The organism is Pseudomonas sp. HP_01, assembly GCF_055284355.1.
This window is the reverse complement of the sequence record NZ_JBTOPV010000021.1, coordinates 59190-74736: the sequence shown is the minus strand read 5'-3', so window position 1 is coordinate 74736 and position 15547 is coordinate 59190. Positions and strand designations below refer to the sequence as shown.

General features: G+C 63.5%; 8 protein-coding genes (1 of these 8 running past the window's edge). 1 reads left to right on the top strand and 7 read right to left on the bottom strand.

The genetic code is table 11. From position 1 onward, the window contains the following. Positions 1-197: 197 nt before the first annotated feature. Complete coding sequence (locus tag ACYAR8_RS13320; protein WP_463580129.1) at positions 198-1430, top strand: sugar MFS transporter; 1233 nt, start codon at positions 198-200, stop codon at positions 1428-1430. Between the two features lie 381 nt (positions 1431-1811). On the opposite strand, the gene fhuF is transcribed toward ACYAR8_RS13320, so the two are convergent. The 7 genes from fhuF to ACYAR8_RS13285 all read right to left on the bottom strand — a co-directional run. After that, positions 1812-2525, bottom strand: a complete 714-nt coding sequence (gene fhuF / locus ACYAR8_RS13315; protein ID WP_463580128.1) for a siderophore-iron reductase FhuF — start codon at positions 2523-2525, stop codon at positions 1812-1814. Positions 2526-2567: 42 nt separating this feature from the next. Beyond that, complete coding sequence (locus ACYAR8_RS13310) at positions 2568-3401, bottom strand: formyltransferase family protein (RefSeq protein WP_108119698.1); 834 nt, start codon at positions 3399-3401, stop codon at positions 2568-2570. Positions 3402-3412: 11 nt separating this feature from the next. Then, entirely contained in the window at positions 3413-4405 is a 993-nt protein-coding gene (locus ACYAR8_RS13305) for a TauD/TfdA family dioxygenase (protein ID WP_108119697.1), read from the bottom strand. A gap of 37 nt (positions 4406-4442) precedes the next feature. Further along, complete coding sequence (locus ACYAR8_RS13300) at positions 4443-4643, bottom strand: MbtH family protein (protein WP_065986085.1); 201 nt, start codon at positions 4641-4643, stop codon at positions 4443-4445. A gap of 1091 nt (positions 4644-5734) precedes the next feature. Then, positions 5735-7951, bottom strand: coding sequence for a TonB-dependent siderophore receptor (locus tag ACYAR8_RS13295; RefSeq protein ID WP_463580127.1), 2217 nt, complete (start codon positions 7949-7951; stop codon positions 5735-5737). A gap of 176 nt (positions 7952-8127) precedes the next feature. Next, positions 8128-9558, bottom strand: coding sequence for a diaminobutyrate--2-oxoglutarate transaminase (locus ACYAR8_RS13290; RefSeq protein ID WP_463580126.1), 1431 nt, complete (start codon positions 9556-9558; stop codon positions 8128-8130). After that, on the bottom strand, positions 9551-15547 hold the 3' end of the coding sequence (locus tag ACYAR8_RS13285; RefSeq protein ID WP_463580125.1) for a non-ribosomal peptide synthase/polyketide synthase. The gene runs 10224 nt beyond the window's last position; the window shows 5997 of its 16221 coding nt (coding positions 10225-16221); its start codon lies off the right edge, out of view — the gene reads right to left on this strand; it ends in the stop codon at positions 9551-9553. The genes ACYAR8_RS13290 and ACYAR8_RS13285 overlap by 8 nt, the downstream gene beginning before the upstream one ends.

Below are 15547 nucleotides of genomic sequence, written 5' to 3'. Positions count from 1 at the left end.
CCCGCTGCCTCCTGCCTTGGGCCCTGGCCCGCCGCCCCCCCGCCACCCCCCCCCCCCCCCCCCGCCCCCCCCCCCCCCCCCCCCCCCCCCCCCCCCCCCCCGCTCCTACAGGTCCGTGGATTGATGCGATCTCGGCATTAACCAGGCACCTGCTTCATCACGCTGCACGCTTTAACAACAACAAAAAGGAGAGCGTTATGTTGACCAAACAAAGCAAAGTCCAGACTGGGGTGTACCGGCACGCTGAGCCGTCGGTGCGGGTGGCGTTGATGCTGGTGACCAGCCTGTTTTTTCTCTGGGGCCTGTCGTACGGGCTGCTCGACGTATTGAACAAGCATTTTCAGGAAACGCTGCACGTCAGCAAGGCCCAGTCCGGGCTGCTGCAGGCGGCCTACTTCGGCGCTTATTTCATCATCGCCCTGCCCGCCGGGCTCCTGATGGACCGCTTCGGCTACAAGGCCGGGATCCTGCTGGGCCTGTGTCTGTATGCGGCTGGCGCGTTGCTGTTCATGCCGGCGGCCAATGCGGCGAGCTTCCCGTTTTTCCTGTTTGCGCTGTTCGTCATCGCCCTGGGGCTGGGTTGTCTGGAAACGGCGGCCAATCCCTACGCCACCGTGCTGGGAGACCCTAAAGGCGCGGAGCGTCGGCTCAATCTGGCGCAGTCGTTCAACGGCCTTGGCCAGTTCGTCGGGCCGCTGTTGGGTGGCGCGCTGTTCTTCGGCGGCAACAACGCCAGCAGTGACAACAGTTCGCTGCAAACCACCTACGTGGTCATCGCCGTGATCGTCCTGCTGGTGGCGGCGCTGTTTGCCCGCACGCCGATGCCCGATCTGCGCGAGCAGGAATCGAGCATTCAACGCCATGACAACAAGACCCTCTGGCAGCACCGCGAATTCGTCGGTGGCGTGGTCACGCAGTTCTTCTACGTGGCGGCGCAGGTGGGTGTCGGCGCGCTCTTCATCAACTACGTCACCGAACACTGGGCCAGCATGACCAGCCAGAGCGCCGCGTACCTGCTGTCGGTGGCGATGATCTGCTTCATGTGCGGGCGTTTCTTCAGCACCTGGCTGATGGGTCGTATTTCGGCGCAGCGGTTGTTGATGGTGTACGCATGGATCAACGTTGCGTTGTGCGCGGTGGTGGTCAGTGGGGTGGAAAGCCTGTCCGTGGTGGCGCTGGTCGCGGTGTTCTTCTTCATGTCGATCATGTTCCCGACCATCTTCGCCATGGGCGTGAAAAACCTCGGCCCGCACACCAAACGCGGCAGCTCGTTCCTGATCATGGCTATCGTCGGCGGCGCGCTGATGCCGTATTTCATGGGACTGGTGGCGGACCACTTCTCCACGGCGCTGGCGTACCTGCTGCCCCTGGGATGTTTTGTGGTGGTGGCGTTTTATGGGCGTGCCGGGTTGCGTGGGCGGGAGGCGTGATCTTGCTTTTGCGGTGTGACGACTGATGCCTTCCCGGCTGAAGCCGGTCCTACTATCGAGTTTCAGACAGTCCCAATGATCGTGCCCACGCTCTGCGTGGGTATGCATCCCGTGACGCTCCGCGTCGCCTCGCGCAAAACCCGGAATGTGCGTCGTTTCATCGACGCAGAGCGTCGGGGCCTGCATTACCACGCGGAGCGTGGGAACGATCAGAAAAGCCGGTCCCACTATCAGGTTTCAGCCAGTCCCAGTCGGTGTGCGCGACGCCTTTGTGGGACCGGCTTTAGCCGGGAAGAGGCCGGTGGTATCACCCTTACTTTTGTAGCGTGACGACGGGCGCCTTCCCGGCTGAAGCCGGGCCCATAGTGTGTACGCGGTCAGTCAGGAGAGCGGGCAGTTGCCGCAGTAGTCGAGGCCGTTTACCCGGTAACGGATGCAGCACACGCGGCGTTGGCGCTTTGGTTCGTCTTGCCCTTCGACCTTGAGGTAGCGCACGGGTTGGTAGAGCGGATTGCGGCGTCCGTCGGGGAGAAGTGGCGCGTTGAGTAACTGGTGACCATGGGTCAGATCGGCATGGGGCATCGCGTTTTCGAGCACGCCCAGCAGCCACTCGAAATAGTTGCCGGCGTTGCTCCACAGCACTTTCGGGGACAGGCGCACATGCCGGGCCAAGGCCTCGATGAACGGCCTGAGGTGATGTTCGAGCAACTCATCGAAACGCTCGAAAGCATCGCCCGGGGTAGGCCTCCAGCGCTGTCCCGCGTGAGGCAATTTGAACCCGGCAGGCAGGCTATCGTCGTTGAGGATCAGTTGTACTTGATCCAGGTGCAGTGGCAGGCGCTGGTCAAGGATCAACGACGCCGCCACCACCGGCGGAATCAGTTTGATGAAGTAGTACTTGCTCCAGATCGACGCCAGTCCGCGCGGGTCGCTGTCGGGATAGGCGCTGCCGAGACGACCGAGAATGTCGTCCAGGTATTCGTCGGTCAGGAACGTGCGCAAAGGCACGCCCTGACGAGGACCGTCGGGCAGTACGAGGACGTCGCGATAGTGCTCGAAATCGGCAATGAACAACGGCGCCAGAGCAGGAATCATGGGCTGATTGCCTGCGCCGACGGGCTGTTCAATTGAGCGCGATCAATGGGACTGTTGCCGTGCCAGCACCCACAACCCCTGCTCCAGCGCGGGAAACAGGCTGTTGTTGAAGTTGTTCCAGCGCAGTTCGAGGATGGTGTCGTCGGGGGCGATGGGCGTGTCGAGCACGTCGAAGACCACCTCGCCGGAATCGATGCCGGTGTCGACGTAATGGAACGACGCGCCGGTCATGTCCACCACCGGCGTATCGACCATCTCCCGCGTGGTCCAGTCGACCACTTTCTTGCCGCGGGCGCCGTACAGCGCGTCGAGGGTGGCATAGGCGCCGCGCCGCTCGTAGGGCGATTCCAGCCGCGTGATGCCAGGGTGCACATTGAAGATGCGCCGATGGAAATCAGCGCCCTCGCGCACCAGTTCATCGAGGATCACCAGCAACCCGTCCAGCACCACGACATCGGCTTGCAGTGCGTGCAAGCGCTCGCCGAGGCGTCGCTCGAAATCCGACTTGCCGGCTGGCCGCGCGCTGTCGTCCAGGGGCAAGGCGCGGTAGCTCGACGGCACGTTTTCCAGCAGGTCATCGACCTTGCGCCCCTGCACCGTGAGGCCCGTCGGGTAGAACCAGTGGGCGCCCTGCCCCGGCTTGAAGCCGTAATCCTTGATGCTCTCGCGATCCCGGGCGGACTCGGGGTTTTCGTCGTAGATGATCGCTTCCAGGGAGTAGTGATCGCCGAGGGCGGTGTCGTTGAGCGCCTTGACCAGGTACTCCAGTGGCGAAGTCATGTAACGCTGCTCGCCGTGGTAATCGACATATTGACCGGCCTTGTCTGCCGCGGCGTTACGCAGCGACCAGACGTAAACAAGCTTGGTTTTCTGCATGAATATCGGACTCAGGAAAGGGTGTGCAGGGTGTTGCCGCTGACGCCTTCGGCCATGGCGACCACGACTTTTCGTTCGCCGCTGAACGGCTTGCGCGAGTGCGCCGTGAGCATGTTGTCGAGCATCAGCACATCACCGGTCTGCCACGGAAAGACCACTTCACATCCGCTCAGCACGCCGCGGATTTCCGCCAGGGCGTCGGCCTCCAGCGGGCTGCCGTCGCCGTAGTAGACATTGCGCGGCAGGCCTTCTTCGCCGACGGTGTCGAGGAGGATTTCCTGCATCTCCTCGTCGAGGTTCGACAGGTGGAACAGATGCGCCTGGTTGAACCAGACCCAGTCCTTGGTGCGCGGATGCTGGGCCACGCCTTGCACCAACTGTCGGGTGCGCAGGTCGCCGTCCTCGTTCCAGTCGCACTGGATGCCCCGGGTGCGGCAGTAGTCTTCGACGTCGCTGTGGCGGTCGGTGTTGAAGACCTGCTGCCAGGTCAGATCCAGGCCATTGCCGTAGTTGCGCACGTACATCAGGCGCTTTTCTTCAAAGCGTTTGCGCAGGGCCGGACTGATGCGCTGGAACACCCGGCGGCTGTCGGCAATCGGCGTCTCGCCTCCGCTGACGGCGGCTTTGGCGCAGTAGAAGAAGATGCGCATGGGCCATTCGGTGGTGTAGGCCTGTTCGTTGTGCAGCGGGATCGAGCGGTGCGCCGGGTATTCGGTGGAGGTGTAGACGCCTTTGCCATCGACCTGGCTGCGCGGGGTGGAGCCGAATTCGTAGTTGAGCAGCGGGTGGCCGAAGGAGGCGGCGAACTGCTGGAAGCCTTCGACGCCTTCGGGGGTGAAGCCGCTGAAGAGGATGGCGCCGTCGCGTTCCAGGGAGTGGTCGACGACGCTGCGCAGGGCGTCGATTTCGGCGGCCAGGGAGACGCCAGTCTGGCCGGGCTGGACGCGCAGGGGAAAGCCGGCTTCAAGGCGCAGGCGTTCGGGGGTGAGCATGCGCATGTTCATGGGCGTTACGCTCCTGATACGTCGGAAAGAGGGGGAATCAGGCCATGGCCTTGCGCAGGCTGAGGGGGCGCATATCGGTCCAGACGCTTTCGATGTGGTTGAGGCAGGTTTGTTTGTCGCCTTCGACGCCGACGCTTTTCCAGCCGTCCGGGATGGCTTTGTAGTCGGGCCAGATGGAGTACTGTTCTTCGTGGTTGATGACGACCCGGAATTGTGTGTTTTCGCTGTCGAAGCTCATGTGTAATCCCTCGTGGAGTTGGAACGGCGCAGGTAAGCGCGCCTTACCTGAAAGACGAACGAGGGGGCTGGATGGTTAGTGGTTTTTTGCGAAAAACTTGAGAGCAGATCAAGGGCGTCTGCCTGGGGGCAGACTGTTTCGCCTTCGGCGACTTACTTTTGAAAAGCACCAAAAGTAAGCAAAAGTGCCTGCTCCTGGTTGGGCCCTTCGTTCCTCAGGGTTCCTTCACTCCGGTCTCGCTCCGTGGGCCCGCCGCCATCCGCCATCCATGGCGGGGGGCGGCTCTCGCGGCATCCATGCCGCTCGGCCCACGGACCGAGACCTGCGTTCAGCCTGTACCCAAGTCGCGTTTGGCGGTGACTGGGCTACCGCGTAGAAGATCAACAGCGAAAGCAAAAGCAGATCAAGGGCTTCCCGGCTGAAGCCGGTCCCACTAACAGCACCGCGTATACCCAGTGGGACCGGCTTCAGCCGGGAAGCTTTTGATCGGTCCCACTAACAGCATCGCGTATACCCAGTGGGACCGGCTTTAGCCGGGAAGCTTTTGATCGTGATCGTTCCCACGCTCCGCGTGGTAAGGCCGCCCAGGACGCTCCGCGTCCCGTCTTCGGTGGGGTGACGCGGAGCGTCACGGGATGCATGCCCGCGGGGAGCGTGGGCACGATCAATACAGGGGGGTGCTATCAGCGAAATTGTTGGCGCCTGGGCTGGCCTCTTCCCGGCTGAAGCCGGTCCCACTAATTAGACCGCGCACGACTGTAGGACCGGCTTCAGCCGGGAAGCCGTTGCCGTTGCCGTTGCTTTTGATCTTCATACACAAAACGTCCAGACGACACCCATCGCGACTTGGGTGCAGGCTGAACGGAGGTCTCGCGGAGTGGGCCGAGCCGCATGGATGCGGCGAGAGCGCCGTTGCGGACATGGATGTCCGTTCGGCGCGGGCCCACGGAGCGGGGCCGGAGTGAGGGAACCCGACGAAGTCGGGCCCAACCAGGAGCAGGCACTTTTGCTTACTTTTGGTGCTTTTAAAAGTAAGTCGCCGAAGGCGAAACGTCTGCCCCCAGGCAGACGCCTTTGATGTCAAGAGCGGGTTACCAGCGGAACGCCACAGTTCCCAGGACCGTCCGCTCCTCGCCCCAATAACACCGACCCGCGTTATTGCAGCCGCTCACATACTCCTTGTCGAACAGATTCTTCGCGTTCACATCCACCGACCAATGCTTATCGATGTCATACCCCACCAACGCATCCACCAGCGTCACATCACCCGTCTTCAACTTCCCGTACAACGTCGGCGCGGTATACGCGAACGTATTATCGAAATAACGCACCCCGCCGCCCACACGGAAACCGCTCATCGGGCCATCGAGGAAGCGATACGTCGCCCAGGTACTTGCCTGATTACGCGGTATGCCGGTCAACTGATGATCCTTGAACAGCGAACCCGCCGTGTCCTTGGTCACTCGGGCATCAGTGTACGTATACGAAGCCGTCAAACTGAGGTTCTTCGTCACATCACTGTTCATCTCAAGCTCGACGCCCTTCGATTCGCTCTTGCCGACTTGACGGCTGAATCCGGTGCTATCAGGCACCACATCGTCGGTCTTGGTGAGATTGAACACCGCCGCGCTGAAGGTCGTGTTCCAGCCCCTCGGCTCATACTTCAGGCCCATCTCGTACTGCTCGCTCTTGATCGGATCGAACAGCCCTCCGGTAGGACTCGACGATTGCTGTGCCGGGGTAAACGCAGTGGAATAACTGACATAAGGCGACAAGCCGTTTTCAAACTGGTACATCAACCCGGTTTGCCAGCTGAACTCGTTATCCCATCCATCCAGATCGGTGCCGGCAACGGCAGCACTGCCCGCACGCGCTGCGCTGGCGCGGTTACGGTATTCGCTGTGAACCCAGTCCTGGCGGCCGCCCAGCAGGAAAATCCAGTTGTCATACTTGCTTTGCAGCTGCGTGTAGGTGCCATACATGTGCTGGTCGAGTTGCGAGTTCTGCACGTATTGCGTGGTCCTCGGAGGAACCGACGAAAACACCGGATTGAAGACGTTGTAGGTTCCGCCGAGCCCTGCATTCCAGTCCTGATTGAACGAGGTGCGGTCATAGCTCACGCCCAATAACAGGGTGTTGTCCAGGGCACCGGAAGTGAAGTGGCCTTCAAACTGGTTGTCCACCGAGTAGGTGACCGATTTATTGTCGCGGTCGTACGCCGTGCTGCTCAGCGTGCTGCCGAAGCCACGGTTATTCAGGTTGTTCGGCCAGGTCTCGTGACGGTCTAGGCGCGATTCCATGAAGCGTGAGTTCTGGCGGAACTGCCAGGTGTCGTTGAGCTGGTGCTTGAACTCGTAACCCAGGGTCCAGGTTTCGCGTTCGAAGTCGTCCCAGTTGGGGTTGCCGTTGAACTGGTCCTTGCCGATCTTGCCGTTGACGTTGTTCAGCAAGGTGCCCGCTGCGGGGTAACCGAGCAGCAGCTTGGTACGGTCGCGCTGGTAGGACGAGAGCAGGGTCAGCGCGGTGTCTTCGTCGAAGTTGAAGGTCATCGACGGCGCGATGTAAATGCGGTCGTCCGGTACCGAATCCACTTGGGTGTCGGCGTTGCGACCGAGCATGACCACGCGGCCAAGGACGCGGTTGTCGTCGGTCAACGGGCCGGAGACGTCGAGGGACAGCTGACGGCGGTTGTTGCTGCCGTAGGAGAATTTGGCTTCACCCTGGGCGGTTTCGGTCGGGCGCTTGCTGACCAGGTTGACCAGCCCGCCCGGCGCGTTTTCGCCGTAGAGGATCGAGCTCGGGCCGCGGAACACTTCGGTGCGTTCCAGGCCATAGGGTTCGGTGGTGGTGTCGTAGCGGTTGCCTTGCAGACGCAGGCCGTCCTTGAGCAGGCCGTAACCGTAGTCGGTGGCGTTGTAGCCGCGAATGGAGAACAGGTCGCCTGCGAGGCCGTCGCCGACGGCGAATGGCGGGGCGAAGATGCCGGGGACGTAACCAAGGATGTCGGTCAGGGTTTGCGAGCCCTGATCCTGAATGCGCTGGCGTGTGACGACCGATACCGAGCGTGGGGTTTCCGACAGCGGTGTGCTGGTCTTGGTACCGGCCGTGCTGTTCTTCACCTGATAGCCAACAGTTTGCTCCCCTTCGGGCGCTTCGCCGGTGACCACCGAATTCTGCAGTTCGATAGTGGCGCCCTGCTCGGCCTTGGCCGGAGCGTCTGCCGCCCAGGCTGCGCCGTGGCAGGCAACCGTTGCGATCAGCGCTGCCAAGGCATTGACCTTGAATTGACCCTTGTTATTGCTCGCCATCGGAACTCCCCCTCCCTTTGATATCACACGGGGCAAGGCCCCAAAATTGACCGCTTATGTCAAAAAAGCGTGAAAATGTAACAAAGAACGTTTCTCATTACCATTCTTATCGTAAAAAAAGGGCGAAGGGCCACTGCTGGTCCTACGCCCTGTTTAAACGCTCTAAGAGCAGGGGTTTAACGCTGTTTGACGGCCACTGAAACGGCAGCAGCAAAGATGTCGGCGATCTGGTCGATCTGCGCGGCGGTGACGATCAGCGGCGGCAGGAAGCGGATGACCGAGGAGTGCCGCCCGCCCACTTCGATGATCAGCCCGCGCTGCAAACATTCACGCTGAATGGTCGAGGCCAGCGCGCCGCTGTGGGGGAAGTGACCAAGGGCGTCGGGGCGGCCGTCGAGATCGACCATTTCCACCCCGAGCATCAAGCCCATGCCGCGAACATCGCCCATCTGCGGAAAGTCTTTCTGCAGCGAACGCAGGTGGCCGATCAGGCGCTCGCCCATGGCGGCGGCGTGCAGGTCCAGTTGCTGCTCGCGGACGATGCGCAGGGTGGTGGAACCGGCCACCATCGCCAGTTGGTTGCCACGGAAGGTGCCGGCGTGGGAGCCCGGTTTCCAAACGTCCAGGGACTTGTTGTAGACCACCACCGCCATAGGCTGGCTGCCGCCGATGGCTTTGGACAGCACCAGCACGTCCGGCACGATACCCGCGTGTTCGAAGGCAAACGGTTTACCGGTGCGGCCGACGCCACACTGGATTTCGTCGAGAATCAGCGGCACGCCGGCGTCGCGGGTGATGCGGCGGATTTCCCGCAGCCAGTTGGCCGAGGTCGGCACCACGCCGCCCTCCCCCTGCAGGGTTTCCAGAATCATCCCGGCGGGGGGCAGGACGCCGCTTTCCGGGTCGGTCAGTTGGTTCTCGATGTAGTGCAGGCCGATGCGCTCGCCGGCCTCTCCGCCGACGCCGAACGGGCAGCGGTAGTCGTAGGGAAACGGCAGAAACTGCGCGCCGCCGGCCATGCCGTCCAGATAGGTCTTCGGCCCCAGGTTGCCCATCAGCGCCAGCGCGCCCTGGGTCATGCCGTGATAGGCGCCGTGGTAAGCCATGAGATTGCTGCGCCCGGTGGCCGTGCGCACCAGTTTCAGCGCCGCTTCCACTGCATCGGTACCGGCCGGGCCGCAGAACTGGATGCGCGCGTCCTTGGCGAATTCAGGCGGTAGCAAGGCGAACAGCTCGTTGATGAAATCGTCCTTGGCTTCGGTCATCAGGTCCAGGGTGTGCAGCGGACGCTGGCCGTCGAGGGTGGCGCGCATGGCCTGGATCACCTCGGGGTGGTTATGCCCCAGCGCCAGGGTGCCAGCGCCGGCCAGGCAATCGATGAACCAGCGCCCTTCGCTGTCCTGCACGTGAATGCCCTGGGCGCGCTTGAGTTCCAAGGGAATGCGCCGCGGGTAGCTGCGCGCATTGGATTCCACGGCGGCCTGCCGCTCCAGTCGCGGGGTCGGCGCAAAGCGGTAGTCGGCGTTGGCGACGGCGGCGTCCGGGTTGCTCGACAGCGCCTCGCTGTGGCGGGCGGCAATCGGCGTCACGTTGTGTTGGCTATGCATGTTCGTGCTCCTGGAAATCGTGGGAATGAGGGCGTTCGTTGCCCTGCGCGAGGGCCTCGGCAAGTTGAGTGATGAACAGCTGATCACGGACGATCGAAAGGTGGTCGGCGTCGATCCAGGCCGAAACCTGCAAGCGAACACCCATGCCCTGCTCCAGAAGAGCCGGTGCGTTATCGTTATTTTCCGGCGAGCGCTCGGCCCACCAGGCGTAGACCGGCACGCTGAGGGCGTGGATCTGGCGGCATTGATTGGCCAACTGGCGCATGTGCCGCTCGACGCCGAGCAACTGTTGCCAGTGCGCGTCGGCTTCCAGGCCTTCATCGCCAGCGTCCAGAGCCGGGCTTTCCGGGGCGGTTTCTGGAAGGACAGGACGCGGCTGGCCAGCGCCCGGCACGTAGCCGTCGATCAGGCCGACGAACTCGACGCGCTTGCCGAGTCGGGTCAGCAGCCGGGCCATTTCCAGGACCATGGTCCCGCCCATGGACCAGCCGATCAGCCGGTACGTGCCGGACGGCTGCTGTTCGAGCAGGGCCTTGACGTAGTCCCGGGCCATTTGCTCGATGGCACTGTCGCGCCATTGGCCGTCCAGCACTTGGCGGTTCTGAATGCCCCACACGTCCCACTGCGCAGACAGTCGACGGGCCAGCGCGTAGTAACCGACCACCGTGCCGCTGACCGGGTGCACGCAGAACACCGGCGGTTTGTCGCTGGCGCCGCTGCTCAGACGGATCAATGGATTCGGCGCGCCGTCGCGGCTGACCGGCAGGCTTTGCGGTGCAACCGGTTGCGCCGACGGCAGGCTTTCCAGCAACGCCACCAACCCGTCGCGATAGGCCGTTTGCAGGCGTTCGATGGTCTGGCGCTGATAGCGCTGACCGCTGAAGCGGAAGGTCAGCCCCAGTTGCCCGGCGAAGACCTGACCATTGATTTCCAGCTCGCGATTGAGCGGCGTGGACGGATCCACCAGCGCGCCGGCCGACACCTTCGACGGCGAGAAGCGGCCATCGCCCAGGTCATGATCGAATTGCCCCAGGTAGTTGAACACCACCTTGGGCTCCGGCAGCGCGGCCAGTGACTGACGCGCCGACTCGTTCCCCAGATAGCGCAGCAGGCCGAAGCCGACGCCCTTGTCCGGCAGGCCACGCAGGCTGTCGCGCACGCTGGCGAGGGTCTGGCGGATGTCGTTTGCAGCTCGCACTTGCAGCGGGAACAGACTGGTGAACCAGCCCACCGTGCGACCGACATCCAGACCTTCCGCCAAGGCTTCGCGGCCATGGCCTTCCAGCGCGATGAGGGTGTCGGACTGGCCACTCCAGCCCTTCAGCGCTTCAGCGAGGACCGCCAGCAGGATTTCATCGGTGCGAGCCGCCAGTGCAGCCGGGGCTTCGCGCAACAAACGTCGAGTCAGCCCGGCGTCCAGCATCAGCTCGCACTGTTCGAGATCCTGTTGCGTGGCCTGACCTTCCGGGTGGTCCACCGGCCAGACCGGCTCGGTGCTGCCGACCTGCTTCCGCCATTGCGCAACTTCGCCTTGACGCTCAGGCGCCTGTGCCGCATCAACCAGATGCCGCGCCCAGCGCTGGAAGCTGCTGGATTTCGGCCCCAGATCAACCGCACTGCCCGAAGCGACCTGGGCGTAAGCCCGCGCCAGATCCTCCAGCAACACCCGCCACGAGACGCCGTCGACCACCAGGTGATGGGCGACCAGCAACAGCTTTTGCCCTTCCCGCATGTGCGCCAGCACCACGCGCAACAGCGGACCTTCATGCAGATCAAGGCTGCGCTGAGCCTGTTCGCACAGCGCAGTCATGGCGCGCTCGTCGGCCACGTCACGCACCCAGAGGCTGTCGGCAGCCGGTGTCGCTCGGTAGCGCTGCTGCCAGCGACCGTCGGCGTGCTGATGGAAACTCAGGTTCAGGGCATCGTGATGACTCAGCAGCGCGTCCAGCGCCTGGCTCAACAGCGGCGCTTCCAGCGGGCGCTGCACGTCCAGCAACAACGCCTGGTTGAAGTGCGCGCGGTTGCTCATCGGCTGCTCGAAGAAATGCGCCTGAATCGGCGTCAACGGCAACTCGCCGGTGGGCGCGTCTTCAATCAACGGCGCTGCGCCGGCCTCGATGACCGTGAGGCGCAGGGCCAGATCCTTGAGCCGCGGATGGCTGAACACGTCTTTGGGCAGCAGCTTGAAACCGACCTGACGCAGACGGGTGATCACGGCCAGCGACTGAATCGAATCGCCGCCCAGTTCGAAGAAGCTGTCCTGACGGCTGATGGTTTCAACCCCCAGCAACTGCTGCCAGACCCGCGCCAGCTCGACTTCGCGCTCACTTTCCGGCGCTTCGAAGGCCTGACTGCCGACGTGTGGATCAGGCAAGGCGTTGCGGTCCAGTTTGCCGTTGGGCAACTGCGGCAGACGTTCCATGACCACGATGTGCGCCGGGACCATGTACTCCGGCAGGGCGGTTTTCAGCTGGTCCTTGAGGCTGTCTTCCGACAGGTCATTACCACCGACGTAGCCGAGCAACTGCTTGCCATTGCCTTTGTCGCGGACGATCACCAGCGCTTCACGCACGCCCTCGCAGGCCTTGAGCGCCGCTTCGATTTCACCGGCTTCGATGCGGAAGCCACGGATTTTGATCTGATGGTCGATACGGCCGAGGTATTCCAGCAATCCTTCGCTGTTGAGGCGCACGCGGTCGCCGCTGCGATAGATGCGTTCGCCAGCGCGGAACGGGTGCGGCAGGAAACGCTCGGCGGTTGCGCCCGGCCGGTCCAGATAACCCCGCGCCACTGCGCCACCCAGATAAAGCTCCCCGGCAATGCCTTGAGGCAGCGGGTTCAAATCCGCGTCCATCACGTAGCCCTGACGGTCGCCCACCAGATCACCAATCGGCGCGTAGGCAGTAGTGAAATCGGCAGTGTCGGCAGAGGCCAGCCACAGGGTCGGCGTGACCACGGTTTCCGTCGGGCCATAGCCGTTGATGATCCACAGCGGCTGCAGATTGTGGATCACGTCATGGAGCATTTCCCGGCTGAAGGCTTCACCGGCGAAGCAGTAGGTTTTCACCCCTGGCCCCTTGCCCTGCACGCCGGCCCAGTCGGACAACAGACGCAGGTAGCTCGGCGGGAACGAGGCCACGGTGATGCCTTCGCGAATCAGCGTGTCGTAGGTCTGTTCAACGCTCCACAATTCCTGATCGCGCAGCACCACACGGGCGCCGTAACACAGCGGCATCATCCAGCCTTCGTGGGCGCCGTCGAAGCTGATCGAGAGGAAGTGGAATTTGCGGTCTTCCGGGGTAAAGCGATAACGCTCGCCGATGGTCTGGATGTGCATCGAAATGTCGGCGTGGGCGATGGCCGCGCCTTTCGGCTTGCCGGTCGAGCCCGAGGTGTAGATCAGGTAGGCCAGTTGCTGCGGGTGAATCACCACATCCGGCGCTGTCACCGGCTCGGACGAGCAATCCAGCTCATCGATATTCAGCAGCGGCACATCACCCACCGGCACGCGATCCAGCGCGGCGTCGTGACTGATCAGCAGCTTCACGCCGCCGTCTTCCAGCATGTAGCGCAGACGCTCGGTCGGGTAATCCGGGTCCAGCGGAATGTAGGCGCCGCCGGCCTTGAGCACGGCATAAAACGCCAGCCACAGATCAATCCCCCGCTCCATGGCAATCGCCACCCGCACTTCCGTGCCGATGCCCCGGGCACGCAAGGCGTGGGCCAGTTGGTTGGCACGACAGTCGAACTCGGCGAAGGTCAGGCGCTGTTCGCCATGGACCAGCGCGATGGCGTCGGGCCGAATGCGCGCGTGGTCGGCGATTAGCTCATGGATCGGCCGATCGACGTACGGCGAGAACGGCGGCGTGTTCCATTGATCCAGCGCGGCCAGGTCGGTCTCGCCGAGCAACGGCAGGTCGCCGATGGCGGCATTGGGTTGCGCGCAGATCGCCCGCAACAACGTGACCAGTTGCTCGAACAAACGTGCCACGGTCGACGCGTCGAACAGGTCGGTGGCGTAATCGAGGTAGCCGCTGATGCGGCCGTCGCGGTGCTCGAAAGTGCCGAGGACCAGATCGAATTGGGCGCCCTTGATGTCCCACTGACGTGCTTCGCAGCTCAGGCCGTCGAACTGCAGCAGCGACATGTCCGGCTGCTGCTGATGGTTGTAGCTGACCTGGAACAGCGGGTTGACGCTGAGGCTGCGCGCCGGTTGCAGCGCTTCCACCAGTTGCTCGAACGGCAGGTCCTGATGGGCGTGGGCGCCGAGCAGGTTGTCCTTGACCTGGGCCAGCAGCGTGGTGAACGGCTGATCGCCGCTGACCTCGGCGCGCAGCACCAGGGTGTTGACGAAGAAGCCGATCAGGCCTTGGGTCTGCACCTCGGCGCGGCCTGCCACCGGCACGCCGATGCGCAGGTCGCGCTGGCCGCTGAGGCGATACAGCAGGGTGTCGAACGAGGCCAGAAACAGCATGAACAGCGTGGCGTCGTGGGCTTTGGCCGTGTGCCGCAGCGTGTCGGCCAGATCTTGCGGCAGCACAAAGGCGTGGCGCCCGCCCTTGCCGTCGCGTTCGGCCGGACGCGAACGGTCCGCCGGCAGTTCCAGCACCGGCTGTTCGTCACCCAGGGCCTCGCGCCACCAGTTCAACTGGCGCTCGCGCTCGGCACCGCTCAGGTGTTCGCGCTGCCAGCTGGCGTAGTCGGCGTATTGCACGCTGAGCTCTGTAAGTTGCAGCTCAGCCAGCTGCACGTCGCTGCCCTGGGCAAACCGGCGATAGAGCGCGGCGAAGTCTTCGAGCATGACCTGCACCGACCAGCCGTCGGAGATGATGTGGTGCATGCACAGCAGCAGGCGCCACTGATCGTCCGCCACCCGCGCCAGGGCCACCCGCCACGGCGCGCGCTCGGCGTCGAGGTCGAACGGCTGATTCATGAAATCCTCTGCCAGCGCGTCGAATGCGGCTTCCGGCGCCGGGTTGTCGCGCAGGTCGTGACGGGCGATGTGCACGCTGCTGACCGGCAGAACCCGTTGCTGCGGCACCGCCTCCCCGCTTTGTATCGGGGATGGGCGGAAACAGGTGCGCAGGGTTTCGTGACGGGCCGCCAGGGCGTCAAAGGTCTGCTGCAGGGCGTCGAGTTTCAGCGCGCCGCTGAGGTTGAGCACGCACGGCAGGTTGTACGCGACGCTCTCCGGTTCCAGTTGCGCGAGGAACCACAGGCGCTGCTGAGCGAAGGACTGCGGCGCGAACTCCCGGTCGGTGCGACGCTGCAGAGCCGGCATCGCCGTGGCGAGCGCCTGGGTGTTCAGGTAGTGAGCGAGGTCAGCCAGCACCGGCGACTCGAACAGCGCTCGCAGGGGCAGTTCGAGCTTCAGGTCGCGGCGGATCTGGGCCACCAGTTGAATGCCCATCAGCGAATGCCCGCCCAGGGCGAAGAAGTTGTCCTGACGGCCGATCTGCGCTACGCCGAGCAGGTCTTGCCACAGGGCAGCCAGTTGGGTTTCGACTCCCGCCAGTGGTGCTTCGAAAACCCGTTGATGGATCTGTGGGTCTGGCAGGGCTTTGCGGTCGAGCTTGCCGTTGGCCGACAGCGGCAGCTTTTCAAGCGTGACGAAGTGTGCCGGGACCATGTAGTCCGGCAGGCGTTGTTTCAGCTGGGTGCGCAGGTGTTCTTCGTCGAAGTCCTCGGCGACCAGATAGCCCACCAGTTGCATGCCGGTGGCCAGTTCGCGGGCGACAACCACCGCTTCGCTGACCGCTGGGTGATCCAGCAACGCCGCTTCGATCTCGCCGATTTCCACGCGCAAGCCGCGCAGCTTGATCTGGTGATCGAGACGGCCGAGGTATTCCACCGCTCCGTCGGCACGCCAGCGCGCCAGGTCGCCGGTGCGATACAGCCGCTCGCCGGTGCCAAACGGGCTCGCCACGAAACGCTCGGCGGTCAGGCCGGGACGCAAGTGGTAGCCGCGAGCGAGGCCGTCACCGCCGAT

Coding starts and splice junctions, on each gene's coding strand:
- ACYAR8_RS13295 (WP_463580127.1), bottom strand. CDS start 7,951: ATGGCGAGCAATAACAAGGGTCAATTCAAGGTCAATGCCTTGGCAGCG.
- fhuF (WP_463580128.1), bottom strand. CDS start 2,525: ATGATTCCTGCTCTGGCGCCGTTGTTCATTGCCGATTTCGAGCACTAT.
- ACYAR8_RS13310 (WP_108119698.1), bottom strand. CDS start 3,401: ATGCAGAAAACCAAGCTTGTTTACGTCTGGTCGCTGCGTAACGCCGCG.
- ACYAR8_RS13300 (WP_065986085.1), bottom strand. CDS start 4,643: ATGAGCTTCGACAGCGAAAACACACAATTCCGGGTCGTCATCAACCAC.
- ACYAR8_RS13305 (WP_108119697.1), bottom strand. CDS start 4,405: ATGAACATGCGCATGCTCACCCCCGAACGCCTGCGCCTTGAAGCCGGC.
- ACYAR8_RS13290 (WP_463580126.1), bottom strand. CDS start 9,558: ATGCATAGCCAACACAACGTGACGCCGATTGCCGCCCGCCACAGCGAG.
- ACYAR8_RS13320 (WP_463580129.1), top strand. CDS start 198: ATGTTGACCAAACAAAGCAAAGTCCAGACTGGGGTGTACCGGCACGCT.